Source organism: Terriglobus roseus (assembly GCF_900105625.1).
GTDB lineage: Bacteria > Acidobacteriota > Terriglobia > Terriglobales > Acidobacteriaceae > Terriglobus > Terriglobus roseus_B.
This window is the reverse complement of the sequence record NZ_FNSD01000001.1, coordinates 2,348,848-2,361,995: the sequence shown is the minus strand read 5'-3', so window position 1 is coordinate 2,361,995 and position 13,148 is coordinate 2,348,848. Positions and strand designations below refer to the sequence as shown.

Here is a 13,148-nt window from a genome sequence, read left to right as displayed (position 1 = left end):
TGTCATCCTGAGCGGAACGGAGCGCAGCGAAGTGCAGTCGAAGGACCTGCATTCCGTTTGCAGTCGCAAAAATGTGGATGGTCGAGATCTACAGGTCTTGCTGTGCATATTTCCGGCACGACCATTAGAATGCAGGTTCTTCGACTCCGCTGCGCTTCGCTCAGGATGACAAGATCGTTGTGAGTCGTGAATCGATTACGAGCGCCAGTGCAGTTCGACTGGCCCCTGTAGTGGGTGTTCCCCTTTGCCGGTGAGTCTGCGTTGCTTGAGGGCGAAGTACCACTTTGCGGGTTTGTCGGCGTCGTCGATCAGCATCATGGCGGGGCGGTAGCGTAGGCCTTCGGCTTGTTGCACCATGGTTTCCTGGTCCTGCCGGACGAACTTTGCGCCGAAGTAGGAGGCGATGGTGGGTACCAGCGGGACGTTGTAGAAGATGTTCCAGCACGCCATGACATCGATGCGGCATGACGATGGCGTGACCGGCGTGACGGTGGTGAGGGAAGCGAACCACTTCTCGCCGGCGCGGATCACTTCGTAGCGCCGGTTTGGCAGCGTGAAGTCGATGGTGGTCGTCACGTCCTGCCCGTAGACACCCAGCAGCTTGTACGGCGCGGAGTTCTTGCTGGGTGCGTGGGAACTCATGCGGAAGCCGTCGGGGATGGGCTCAAAGTGCTTCGTCTTCTCGTGGATGGACGCGGAGCTGCGCCACCACCATGCCTGGTGCACGAACGGTCCGTGCGCCGGATCCATGAGGCCGATAATGCCGTGGTCCACGTTGCAGGGAAGGTCCGCGGTGAGGTGGGCGCTGCGAAACTTCGGGGAGAACTTGGGCACTTCGGGAACGGGCGGCAGCTTGGACTCGTCGGTGATGCGGCCTGCGCCGGCTTCCGGCAGATAGACCCAGGCGTAGCCGTCGAGCTCGCGGGAAGGGTAGGCGCCAGCGTAGATCTTCGAGGGCTCGAGTGTGTCGATCTGTGTGAGCGAGGGGATTTCCGTACACTGCCCACCGCATGGTTCGAACTTCCAGCCATGGTAGCGGCACTGAACTGTCTCGCCGTCGAACCAGCCGGCGGAGAGAGGGATGCCGCGGTGCGGACAGAGGTCCCGCATGGCAAAGACGCTGCCATCGTTCTTGCGACCCATCAGCAGGGGCACACCCAGCAGAAGCAGTGTCGTGCTTTTGCCCCTGGCAAGAGTGTCCGCCCGTAACGCCGGATACCACTCGCCAAAGATGAGTTCGGTTGCGGGCTGTGTGCCCGGCTCCAGCTTGTCGTTGCGTAGCTTCATGCGCAGCATCAGGGTATACCAGCCGCAAAATACGAAAGGCGCCGCCAGGTTGGCCGCGCCTAGGAATTCACTGTACTCATGATACGCCGGTTTCCTGCACTGTCCATAGCACTTTCGATCAGTTAGCAGCGGTATGTTATCGGATCTAACATAGAGATGTTGTTAGGCCGCTAAGTAGTGCGCTGCCAGGCGATTGTACGCTGCAGTACCGTAAGTTAGTCCTCACGCTTTTGTCTACCGTCCTTTCTTATAAGTTGATGGTGACTGCGTTCTCCCTGATGAACAAGCCAAGCGATAAAGCCCTCTATGGGGGTGAGCTCCTGCTTGCCGTTTCGGTGATCGGTTTCTTAGCCATGGTTCGACTCCTCTGGAGGAGGAGTGCGCGATGACGCTCTTTGGAGAAGTTTTTAATGGTAGTAATCACAATGACGACGACGGCATGCGCCGCCTGAAAGTTGCATTCAAGCTCGGCGGCATGCTAACTGCCAGCATTGTGGCATTGTCGATCCTGTTCAACTACATCGTGTCGGTCACGCGCATCGGCGCGGGACACGTGGGTGTTGAGGTGGTGCTCAGCGGTTCGCAGCGTGGTGCTTCCGAGATTCCGATTCGTACTGGCTGGGTCTTTTACTCGCCCCTGCGTTCGCAGATTGTGGAGTTCCCGACGTATGTGCAGACCGTGAAGTGGACTCGCGATCTGAATGAAGGTCGCGCGACGGATGAAGCGATGAGCTTCAACTCGAAGGAAGGCATGGAGATCTATTCGGATGTAAGTCTGAGTTACTCGATCGAGCCGAAGCGCGTGCCTGACTTCTATGTAAAATACCGGGTCACGGACCTGGGCCAGTTCACGCACGGTATTCTTCGCGATGTGGTGCGTAACTCGCTGAATGAAGTGGCATCGACTTACACGGTCGAGCAGATCTACGGGGAGCAGAAGGCTGCTTTTCTGAATGAGGTGCAGCGCCACATTCAGCAACAGATGGATGCAGTGGGTGTCGGCATCCAGCAGTTTGGCTTTATCGGTGCGCCGCGTGTCCCCGCTGTGATTGCGAATGCCATCACGGGTAAGGCTCAGGCGATCCAGGATGCAGAGCGTGCTCGCAATGAACTTGCCAAGACCCAGGCGGAAGCTGCCAAGCAGGTGGCGGAGGCGGAGGGCGAGGCGAAGAGCAGCGTAACCCGTGCGCAGGGTGAGGCGGAGGCCAACCGCATTCGGCAGACCAGCATCACGCCGCAGTTACTGCAACTGCGTTCCCTGGAGAATCAGCGCGCGCTGATTGAACGATGGAACGGCCAACTGCCCAGCGTGGAGACCGCCGGCAGCAGCAGCATGATGCTGCAACTGCCGTCGACTCGCTAAGCAGGAACGCAGCGATCACAACCCGTGGTCGCTGCGCTGCTTCTTCCGGTGAAGACTGTACTGGAATTCCGAGCCGCGGTGGTGCAAGCTAGGCAGCATGAATCTTCTGCTGGTAACTCTCCTGGGCGCGTGCACGGGGCTGCGCGCCATGACGCCGATCGCCGTGCTCTGCTGGTTCGCCTATCGGCAACTGCTGCACTTCTCCGGCTGGCGCTCGTTCACGGCATCACTCATCGCTGTGGGTATCTTCACGCTGGCGGCGCTTGGGGAATATATCGGCGACAAGCTGCCGAACACACCGGCCCGCACTGCGGCACCGGGCCTCGGCGCGCGCATCGTCTTCGGAGCCCTGGGTGGCGTGCTGCTGGCTCAGCCGTTGCAACTGAACCTCTTCGCGGCCGCTGCGCTTGGCGCCCTTGGAGGCGTTGCGGGGGCGTTCGGCGGCTGGTTCGTGCGCACGCGCGTGGTTACTGCGTTGAAGGTGCCGGATCTGCCGGTCGCTTTGCTGGAGGACGTCATCGCCATCGGCCTCAGCATTACCTTGCTGCACCTGGCCGCTGTGCATAGCGTGCTGTTTGTCGGAAACGATGGGACTTGGGTCAAGTAGCGAAGCCGTGTGCCGCTAGTCTCGTGCCTGAGACGAGCAGCGCGCGGGTATCCCCGTGCGGGATCACCGAGGTAGAACCCATGTCTCAAAGGCGAGACATGGGTCAGCCGCTATTTCGGCGGGATTGAATCCCTGATTAATGTGCAGGCGGACCTGTAAGCCGGATTCTGTCCGGGCATTGCTGCCCTGAACGATCATTCCTCTAGGCCATGCATTGCTGCATGGCTCCAGCAACCTACCCGCGAGTCTGGCGCGCCGGGCCGGCACGCATCTTGCCTCTGCTTGCGCGGAGGCAGTCTTCCCGCCTATTTGGTCTTGCTCCGTGTGGGGTTTACCATGCCGCCTGCATTACTGCCGGCGCGGTGCGCTCTTACCGCACCTTTTCACCCTTACCCCGATTGCTCAGGGCGGTATCTTCTCTGTGGCACTGGCCGTCTCGTCGCCTTGAAGCGCCGATCCCGGGCGTTACCCGGCACACTGCCCCTCGGAGTCCGGACTTTCCTCCCCTGCCCCAACAAACGTGCGTAGGGCAGCAGCGATCGTTCGGTCCGCCTGCTTCTTGAGTATACGGTTGTTCTCGTTGCTCGCGTCGCTGTCAACGGGAGCACGAGCAGCTACTCCTTCGTCAGATCGATGACCAGCGCAATATCGCGGTCGGCCTGTTTGTCGAATTTGCTGATGTCGAAGTGCTTCGAATGGTGTCCCCGGAAGGTGGCCCATACCTGGTAGTCGCTGTTGGAACTCAGGTTGCGTATGCGGTAGGTCCCGCGCTCATCCGTGACGTAGCTCTGGATGACCATCGTGCCCTCCTGCTCCACCTGGACGACAGCGCCCCGCAGCGGCTCGTTGCCACCATCATGCACCGTCCCGGTTATGTTGCGGGGCGTGTTGCGTGTGTACTGCGCGTTGAGGAGTCGCGGCGCAGATGCCTGCTGGGCTGTGCCCGCCAGGCAGGCCGTGAGGGCCAGCAGGGCCGCAGCGTGGCGAACGATGGTCACAGACAGCTTCCGCTTCAAGGCAACTCCTCAGGGACCGTCTCGTCTGGACACGCATCGCGATTCAAGCGGTGCAAGTTTCGGCCAGCAGTTGGGTTCATAGGATGAGACGCGTGAAAGGTGGCGAGGAACGCTACTTTCTTTGCGCCACTTCACGCGTATGAAGTTTTTTGCGGGCGCGTGCCTGGATCGCCATCTTTCCTGAACGCAGGATGAGAGGTGCACAGAGGCTGGCCTCGGCTCGCTGCATTTGCATATTTTCCGCTGCGACTGCGGGAATGCCAAAGCCGCACAGGTCCTCGGTCGAAGCAGATTCGCCTCAAAATACTCGGTGGGCTGCACCAAGCTCGGTGCACAGTGCGATCTTCGATACCTTGTACGAGATTGCGGGCGTGGTCGCGCTCTCTTCGTTCCCCTATAATCGTCTTTCGTACATACGTACACGCAGACCGCGCGAACGGAGACCTCGCGGAAGCGCGTGCGGGCGAGTTTCAGGCAGTGAGGGTGTTGTTATCAAAACCGTAAAACAGGGCGCCGTCGGCGTCCCAGACCATGAGCATCGGAATGTGCGGTACTCCTCACTTCATCGTTTGATCGGGGCCGGTCGCGCCACCGTTGGAGAGCGAGCCGTTGGGCTCTCCATGGCGGCTGTACTGGTTGCCGGCATGCTGCCTGCGGGCGCATGGGCGCAGACTGCGGGGCGGCCGGTTGTCCCTACGGCTCTGCCCAGTGCGGCGCCCTCGGCGGAGGAACCGCTGTGCGCTCCCCAGGTCATCGGCAACCGCCGCTACCCGAAGGAATCCATTCTCGCCCGGCTCTTCTCGCGCCAGGGCAATCCGTACGACGCCGCCACGGTTGAGCGCGATTTCAATTCGCTGTGGAACTCAGGCTTCTTCGAGAACATCATCATTGAACGTGCTGAGGGCAATGGCTGCGCGCAGTTGATCATCTATGTGTCGGAAAAACCGACCATTGGCGAGATCAACTACAAGGGCCTGAGCTCCGTCACCGTCAGTGACGTTCTGGAGCGTGACAAAAAGGCCAAGGTTGGCGTCACGGTTGAGAGTCAGTACGATCCCACGCGCATCAAGCGCAAGGAAGTCATCCTGAAGCAGCTTCTGGCAGAGCATGGCCACCAGTTTGCAACGGTCAAGACGGAGATCCGCACCATCCCGCCGGCACGCGTCGCCGTCACCTTCATCGTGAAGGAAGGTCCTACCGTCAAGGTTGGAAAGATCGGCTTCAGCGGTAACGAGCGCATCAATAGCCGCACGCTGCGTGCGGCCATGAAGAATTCCAAGCCCATCGGTATTCCGCACTCCATCATCCTGGAAAACCTGTTCGCGCAGACATTCGACGCGACCAAGCTGGATGAAGACGTGGAGCGCGTTCGCCAGGTGTATCGCGAACGCGGTTACTTCAAGGTGCAGCCGGGTGAGCCGGCCACAAAGGTGCGCGATGCAGGCGGTCTTAACATCCTGACCATGCATCCGTCGTCAGGCAAGCGCATCGACATCGAGATTCCAATTGAAGAGGGTGCCCGCTACAAGCTGGCGGCCATCAACTTCACTGGCTACGACAAGACCATCGTGAATGAGCGTGCGCTGCGCGCTCAGTTCGCGCAGAAGGACGGCGAATACTTCAACGCCACCGTCTTCGGCAAGGGACTTGAGAACCTGCGTAAGGCATACGGCTCGCTCGGCTTCATCAACTTCGTTGGCACGCCAACACCGAGTTTCGATGAAGCAAAGAAGACCATCACCCTCACGATCGACATCGATCCGGGCAAGCGCTTCTACGTGTCGCGCATTGAATTCAGTGGCAACACCATCACGCGCGATCGCGTCATCCGTCGCGAACTGATGCTGGAAGAAGGACAGCTCTATAACAACCAGGCGTGGGAGACATCCATCCTCCGGTTGAACCAGCTGAACTACTTCGACACGCTGAAGGCCGACCAGGACAGCGAAGTCCGCACCAACAACGACGAAGGCACCGTCGACCTGTTGCTGAAGCTGAAGGAAAAGGGCAAGAACTCGATCGGCCTGAATGGCGGTCTATCCGGCCTCTCCGGCTCCTTCGTGGGCTTGAACTACGAGACGAACAACTTCCTGGGCCTCGGCGAGACGCTCAGCGTTGTCGCCAACATCGGCGACCTGTCGCGCAGCCTGACCTTCGGCTTTACCGAGCCTTACCTGCGGAACAAGCCACTGTCGCTCGGCTTCCAGGTCTTCGCCAGCAAGTATGACTACAACCCTGCGAAGAGCTACCAGGCGACCGGCGCCAGCGCGAACCTGAGCAATGCTCAGCAGTCGCTGCTGACAAACTACAACCAGTCCAGCACGGGACTGACGGTCAGCTTGGGATATCCCATCCGCCGTTCATTCAAGCGCGTGGGTATTTCGTACGCACTGCAGCGCTCGAACATCACAACGTTCAACGACAACACGCGGAACGTCTTTGAAACGCTGAACTTCCGTAGCGGCATTCAGCAGACCAATGCGCTTGGCGGCATCATCTCGTCGGTCATCACGCCGTCGTTCACCTACTCGTCGGTGGATCGTGCGGCTGGCCCGCACAGCGGTCGCGACTTCAACCTGGCCATCCAGGTCGCAGGCGCGGGCGGCAACGTGAAGTACTTCTCACCGGCCGCCAGCTTCCGTCAGTTCTTCCCGATGAAGGGTCTGCGCATCAACCGCGAAGGCCACAACGTGCTCGGCATGCGTATGCAGCTGGCGCACGCGCAGGGCTTCGGCGGACAGGTTGCACCTCCCTTCAACCGCGTCTACGGCGGCGGCGAAAGCGATATCCGTGGCTTCGATATCCGGTCGGCAACGCCCTACGTCTTTATCCCGACGCGGGTACAGTTCAACCTGACCAACCCGGACGGATCCGTGGTTCCGCGCGACCCAACGAATAATACGCTGGGCAACGTGCAGATTCCTCTGCCGATCTATCGCCTGGTCACGGTCGGTGGCGATACGTCGTTCACGGCGAATCTCGAGTATCGAATTCCGATCATCTCGCAGGTCACGTTCGCGTTCTTTACGGACTTCAACATGACCTTCAACGCGCTGCCGGGCCAATTGCAGCAGAGCGTTCTGGGCGCGGCAACGCTTTCCAGCCCACTGTATGGCTGCCCCACCTTCACCAACGGAGCATGCTCGGGTGGCAAGCAGCTTACCTTCCCGACGCGGTTGAACACGGCTCCCGGTACGAACTACGTGCCGCGCATGTCCAACGGCGCCGAGCTTCAGGTGATTCTGCCGATCGTGAACGCGCCCTTCCGGCTCTTCTACGCCTACAACCCGCTGCGTCTCTACGAGACGCTGCCCCAGCAACTGGCAACCGATTCGGCGACCTTCAAGTCGTTCTTCCCGGATACCGGAGCAGGCCGTTACTCGTACGCACAGGCCCTGCAGTTCTACGGCGCAGATTACATCCTGCGCGAACCTCGTAAGACCATCCGGTTGAGCGTCAGCACGACGTTCTAATGAGATAGGGAACAGAACCAATGGATAAGGAATAGCAAAGGGGATGCGCGTGAGCGCATCCCCTTTGTGTTTCTGCCATCTTGCGTTCTGTCATCAAGCCGGGTGCTTGGAGGCTTATTCCTTCCCGTCCCGGAAGGTGGTAAACAGCGTGTTCAGCGCCTCGGACTTAGTCGGGTGGGCGAAGATGCCCTCGCGCAGCGCCGTGTAAGGAAGGCCACCCATGATGGCGATCTGGAGCTGCGCGGCGACCTCGCCGCCCTCGACACCGAGCACAGTGGCACCCAGGATCAGGTTGGTCTTCGGATCGACCAGCGCCTTCATCATGCCGCGTGGCTCGTCCATCTCCAGCGCGCGCGCCATCCACTTCATGGGAATCTGGGCGACGCGTACCTCGCGACCCTGCTTCTTCGCATCGGTTTCGTTCAGGCCGACCCGCGCCAGTTCCGGGTCGGTGAACATCGCATAGGTCAGCAGACGATCCTTCGTGGAGCGCTGACCGCCCTGCAGCAGGTTGTCGCGCAGGATCCGGAAGTCGTCGTAGGAGACGTGTGTGAAGGCGGGGCCGCCCTTCACATCGCCCAGCGCCCAGACGTTGGGCGCCGTTGTCTCCAGCTTTTCGTTCACCTGCACATGGCCGGACTTCGACTGGGCGATCCCGGCGCGGTCCAGGTGCAGCGGCTCCACGTTCGGCGAACGGCCGGTCGCGACCAGCACATGCGTGGCGTCAAGGGTCAGCGGACCGTCATCGGTCACCACATCCAGCTTCAGAGCCTCTCCCGAGCCGTAGACGTGCGAAACGGCCGAGCAGGTGATGATCCGGATACCATCCTCGGTCAGGATGCCGCGAAGACATTCTGCAACGTCATCATCCTCGTGTGGAGCGAGCCGTTCACCGCGCTCCAGAACCGTGACCTCCGAGCCAAAGCGCAGGAGCATCTGCGCAAACTCCAGCGCGATGTAGCCTGCGCCGATTACGACCAGCTTCGCGGGCACCGTCTGCAACTCCATGATGGAGGTGCTGTCGAGGTACGGCACATCGCGCAGGCCTTCAATCTCCTCGGGGATATGCGGCCGTTCGCCAGTGTTCAAGAAGACGCGTGCTGCGCTGATCTGCCGCGCTGTGCCGTCGGTCATCTTCAGATCGAGCAGGTAGGTGCCGTCTCCGGGCTGCTGCTCGGCAAAGCTCGCCTCGCCCATCAGCAAAGAGCCGTTCTCCTGCGATGTGAGGCCCTTGGCATTGTTCTCGCGGGACGTGAGCACGATCTTCTGCTTGCGCGCGTAGACCTCCGCCATATCCACACGGATGTCGCCGGCGTGGACGCCAAAGTCTGCTCCCCGGCGCGCAAGGTAGGCGACGCGAGCGCTGGCATCAATTGTCTTGGAGGGGGTACAGCCGTCATTGACGCAGGTGCCGCCGGCATAGCGGCGCTCGATCACGGCAGTCTTCCAGCCGTATTTTGCCATTGCTTTTGCCAGTGGATTGCCACCCTGGCCCGAACCGATCACAACTGCGTCATAGCGTTCCGTCATGCGTGCTCCTCATCTCTCGGAGGATATCGCGATTGGAGGCTAGGAGTTGGACGGCAGCGATACCTTGGAGAGCTCCGGCAGGTGCTCGACGCGAACGCGACTGCCCAGACGGAATGCCGTATCCAGCAACATTCGCAGATCCGACCGAAGTGTGGCGCTGTGGGCATAGTCCAGGTCGAGCTTTGCCTTAATGGGATTCAGGACGTGAACCGCGTAGGTTTCCACGTGCTCTTCGGGAACCTTCGCCAGGATCTCTTCCTCACGCGCGAAGACGAGCGTGGCGGCCCCGGTGATGCCGGGACGGCAGAAAAGGTACATCTGCTCATGCTCGGCCAGCTTGGGACGCGGGCCTACAAGGCTCATATCGCCGCGAACAACGTTGAACAACTGGGGAATCTCGTCGAGCTTCAGCTTGCGGAGAACGCGACCAATGCCAGTCATGCGGCAGTCGCCGTGGCGCGTGACGGAAGGCCCGGAGCAATGGGAGGCTGGCACCATCGTGCGGAACTTGTAGATGGTGAAAGGCCTCTGTCCCAGGCCGACGCGCTCCTGGCGGAAAAGTACAGGGCCAGACGAGGTGAACTTGATGAGGACGGCGACCGCGCCCATCAGGGGCAGGAACGCCAGCAGGGCAGGGACCGCAATCGCTGCGTCAAAGACCCGCTTGCGGGCGGACGTCGTCCAGCCCGTGTACGCAAAACTACGGAAGAGCTCGGCCTCCGTGGCGTAGCCGGTCTCGCCCCCCGCAGCGTCCTGCGCTGGCAGGCCGATGTCGGCGACACCCAATAGCCCTTGATATCCGCTGCTCCAGTAGCTCATCGATTCTCTGGTTTCGTGGGTTGGCTTCGTTGGACTGCGGAAAGGGAGGCGCTCCGTGTGACGAGCGATAAAAGAGAACTGCTTACAATCGCTTCAAACCAACCGACAGGTGCCGATGTATCCCCGGCTGGTTTCCCGTACGTTCTCAAGCGCTCGTGTCATCATAATGGCGATGGCTTTGGTTGCCAACCCGTTGCGGCATAAGCCATTGAAATTAAAGGGTATTAGCCGCGTTCAGGCCACCCCGTAAAGGTTGTGCGGGACTTATCATCCCGGCTTCTACTTCAGCACGGTGATAGCTGCCGCACCTACGCCGAATTGCGATAACACCTGCGAGTAATCAAGGAAGTTACGCAGCATGGTGGGTTTAATGGGCTTCTCCGGAACAACGATCGTATCGCCGGGGAAGACCAGCAGGGCATTGAAGTTGTTGCTCCACAGACCGCTCTTCACGGTCTGCTTGCTCAGAACGGACCCGTCCGCACGAATCACAAACGACCGGGATTTATCCGCAATCCGGGTGGGTTTGCCCGCCAGGTTGAGATAGTCACCCAAGCGTCTAGACCCGTTCCAGAGAAAAACGTTCTGCCCATAAACCGATCCGACCACACTAATTACGGCGGGACGAGACGGGACGCGGAATGAGTCGCCGTTTTCCAGGGGGATCGCCGGTACGGCAGCTTCTCCAGCACTGTTCGGACTGAACTCAAGCACAACGCGACCGGTCGCACGCAGCTTGCGCAATTGCTCCAACTGGGCGCGCTCTTCGGCAGTCTGCGACGCTCCGTAGGGCGTGGTAGCCGAGATCGCGCGGATTGAGCCGACCCGTTCTTCCTGCTGCTCCAGGCTCGTCACATACTCATCGAGACGCTGCTGTTGCAGCACACGGGCGCTCTCGCGGGTGAAGGATGCGCCATAGAGATAGGCATTCCGGGTCAGGCCACCAGCGCGTTTCACAACATCCGCCAGCGTCTCGCCGGGAGCGACACTGTATACGCCAGAGCTGCCGAACTCACCTTCGAGGCGGATGTATTTCGTCTGCTCATCCTGCGCCACATGAATATCGGACTGCGACAGGATCGTGATGACGTCTCCTGGCTGCAGTTCCTTGTCCTCGTTCGCATCGTGATCCTGCACCAGGCGACCCAGATGGAATGGAATGAGCGAGTTACGCAGCGTATTTGCGTCAAGACGCTCAATCACGGCGTAAGACCAATCGATCTCCGGCGCGGCGATTGTAATGTCCGTGCGACGAGCGTTGGACGCCATAAGCCGGTCGGCCGCCGACTCCTGCTGCTCCGCAATGGCTGAGGCACCAGCGCGTGTTTCAGCGCTTGGCAGAACTTCATCGCGCTGTTCCGTCGCGCCAACCAGGCGGGTAGGGCCGCTGGTCGACGCAGATGCTGCAGAGTCGACACCGGTAATGACCTGCGCATCTGCCGGGACAGACGAGCCAGGGACGTTCATCTGATTCGCCACGGTGTTACCGGCGTTAGCGCCGACACGGCCCGGTGTGGTGGGGGCAGTTACGGGCGGTGCTGGAGCGGGCTGGAAGAGCGGCGTGGGCAAGCCAAGGCGGTTGCGTGCCTGCCAATACTCAGGGGTCAGCAGCGATTCGCGATCTGGCAGGATCTCACTCAGACGCATGCCCGGATGCCATGGAAAGCGACCGGAGTTCGCGAGGTTTCCGCGGATGGTAACCGAGTCGCGATAGCCCCGCAGAACCGAATCAGCTCGCAGTACATCGCCGTCCGTAACCTTCGTGGCAAGTCCGGCCGCGTCCAGCGCAATCGTGATGGCGCGGCGCTCGCGGTGGTTCTCAATCCGTTCGATGGACAGCCGCGACGCAGCGGCGGTGGAGGTGAATCCGCCTGCCAGCTTGATCAGGTCATCGACCGAGACTCCGGTGGCCGCAACAGGCGCCGTTGCGGGCAGTGCGGAACTCGCCGGGGCCGTCGTCGGCAGTTCATAGATTGCCGGATGTCGCACTGCTCCGCTGATTGCGACCTGCGGACCGACAAAGGGAATAAAGAGAACATCGCCATCCTGCAGAGGGATGTCGGTGGTTCGATTGCCATTCAGCAGGAAGTCGTAGAGATCCAGTGTTGCGGCAACTTTGCTCGCGCGAAGAATCTCAATGTGCCGCAGCGAACCCTGTTGCGTGGGGCCTCCGGAGGCAAAGATCGCATTCACAGCGGTCGAGAGGGCACTGACCGTGTAGCTGCCCGGCCGTCGCGACTCTCCCATGACGAAAACGGAGATCGAGCGCAGGCGACCCAGGTCTGCTGAGAATTCGAAGTTCTTATAGGTTCGGCTCAACTCCTTCTGCAGAAGCGGCTGAATTTCGGCAAAGTGCATGCCGGACAGGTGTACCGACCCGACCTGAGGAATGTAGATGGATCCCGTGCGATCAATGGTCAAACGGGCGTTGAGACTGTTGTGCCCCCACATGCGCAGCAACACTTCATCGCCGGGCCCAAGCACGTAATCAGGCGTAACCGGTATCTGGTCCACCGGTGCAAAGGTCGACGGTGGCTTTGAGAACAGATCCTGTCCAAAGATCGGCAGAAGGACACCGGTGGACTCACGCGCCAGGCGCTGCAGATCGGTTAAAGGCTGCGGTCCGAGCGGTGTCTGGCTGTTCTGATTGTTTGTCGTTGGGAAGCCGGCGGAGTCGACATAAACGTTGCCGCTCTGCTGCGAGTACTGCGAGCCGTAATTCTGGCCGAACCCATTGCCGTAGCCGTTAATGCCGATACCCGAACCCGAGACCGGCAGGCCTGTCTGGTTGTTGCCATTCAGCGGCATACCCGTCATGCAGCCCAGGCTTGGGTCGAGACAGTACTCGGACTGGTTCGCGCCAGTTATGGAGGTACCGGTGTAGCCGCTCTGGCCAGTGATTGGGGACGGCGTCGTCTGCGCAGAGGCGAATGGAGCGGTCGCGGCACAAGTCAGGGCGAGCAGTCTGACGAACAGGGTTGAGGAAAAATACTTCGGCAAATTCGCTACCTGCTCACAAATCCTTGCACCGTTAGAACCGGGGCGGTGTGTTC

General features: G+C 60.4%; 8 protein-coding genes and 1 other RNA gene. 3 read left to right on the top strand and 6 right to left on the bottom strand.

All coding sequences use genetic code 11. From position 1 onward, the window contains the following. Positions 1-195: 195 nt before the first annotated feature. Entirely contained in the window at positions 196-1,296 is a 1,101-nt protein-coding gene (locus BLW03_RS09780; RefSeq protein WP_083350443.1) for a Rieske 2Fe-2S domain-containing protein, read from the bottom strand. 376 nt (positions 1,297-1,672) lie between these two features. Between BLW03_RS09780 and BLW03_RS09770 the strand changes: the two genes are divergently transcribed. Then, entirely contained in the window at positions 1,673-2,650 is a 978-nt protein-coding gene (locus BLW03_RS09770; RefSeq protein ID WP_074653699.1) for an SPFH domain-containing protein, read from the top strand. Positions 2,651-2,747: 97 nt separating this feature from the next. Continuing rightward, the gene (locus BLW03_RS09765) at positions 2,748-3,257 is read left to right on the top strand and encodes a DUF4126 family protein (RefSeq protein WP_074653698.1); all 510 of its coding nucleotides are present in this window, start codon (positions 2,748-2,750) and stop codon (positions 3,255-3,257) included. Between the two features lie 140 nt (positions 3,258-3,397). On the opposite strand, the gene rnpB is transcribed toward BLW03_RS09765, so the two are convergent. Together rnpB and BLW03_RS09755 are read right to left on the bottom strand one after the other, a co-directional pair. Next, an RNA gene (gene rnpB / locus BLW03_RS09760) (RNase P RNA component class A) lies at positions 3,398-3,812 on the bottom strand. A gap of 59 nt (positions 3,813-3,871) precedes the next feature. Then, a complete protein-coding gene (locus tag BLW03_RS09755; protein WP_074653696.1) occupies positions 3,872-4,273 on the bottom strand; it encodes a carboxypeptidase-like regulatory domain-containing protein in 402 nt (133 codons plus the stop codon). A gap of 620 nt (positions 4,274-4,893) precedes the next feature. Here BLW03_RS09755 and bamA point away from each other — a divergent pair. Beyond that, the gene (gene bamA / locus BLW03_RS09750) at positions 4,894-7,746 is read left to right on the top strand and encodes an outer membrane protein assembly factor BamA (RefSeq protein WP_074653694.1); all 2,853 of its coding nucleotides are present in this window, start codon (positions 4,894-4,896) and stop codon (positions 7,744-7,746) included. A gap of 114 nt (positions 7,747-7,860) precedes the next feature. Here the strand turns inward: bamA and BLW03_RS09745 are convergent, their stop codons facing one another. The 3 genes from BLW03_RS09745 to BLW03_RS09735 all read right to left on the bottom strand — a co-directional run bounded on the left by BLW03_RS09745 (position 7,861) and on the right by BLW03_RS09735 (position 13,095). Beyond that, the gene (locus BLW03_RS09745; protein WP_074653693.1) at positions 7,861-9,276 is read right to left on the bottom strand and encodes a mercuric reductase; all 1,416 of its coding nucleotides are present in this window, start codon (positions 9,274-9,276) and stop codon (positions 7,861-7,863) included. A gap of 39 nt (positions 9,277-9,315) precedes the next feature. Continuing rightward, positions 9,316-10,095: a sugar transferase gene (locus tag BLW03_RS09740; RefSeq protein WP_074653691.1), complete on the bottom strand. Its 780-nt coding sequence runs from the start codon at positions 10,093-10,095 to the stop codon at positions 9,316-9,318. A gap of 279 nt (positions 10,096-10,374) precedes the next feature. Beyond that, positions 10,375-13,095, bottom strand: coding sequence for an SLBB domain-containing protein (locus BLW03_RS09735; RefSeq protein ID WP_244502033.1), 2,721 nt, complete (start codon positions 13,093-13,095; stop codon positions 10,375-10,377). Positions 13,096-13,148 lie beyond the last annotated feature (53 nt).

What these genes read in the sequence shown, in the direction of transcription:
- BLW03_RS09740 (WP_074653691.1), bottom strand. Translation starts at nt 10,095, where the DNA reads ATGAGCTACTGGAGCAGCGGATATCAAGGGCTATTGGGTGTCGCCGAC.
- BLW03_RS09770 (WP_074653699.1), top strand. Translation starts at nt 1,673, where the DNA reads ATGACGCTCTTTGGAGAAGTTTTTAATGGTAGTAATCACAATGACGAC.
- BLW03_RS09765 (WP_074653698.1), top strand. Translation starts at nt 2,748, where the DNA reads ATGAATCTTCTGCTGGTAACTCTCCTGGGCGCGTGCACGGGGCTGCGC.
- BLW03_RS09745 (WP_074653693.1), bottom strand. Translation starts at nt 9,276, where the DNA reads ATGACGGAACGCTATGACGCAGTTGTGATCGGTTCGGGCCAGGGTGGC.
- BLW03_RS09780 (WP_083350443.1), bottom strand. Translation starts at nt 1,296, where the DNA reads ATGCTGCGCATGAAGCTACGCAACGACAAGCTGGAGCCGGGCACACAG.
- bamA (WP_074653694.1), top strand. Translation starts at nt 4,894, where the DNA reads ATGGCGGCTGTACTGGTTGCCGGCATGCTGCCTGCGGGCGCATGGGCG.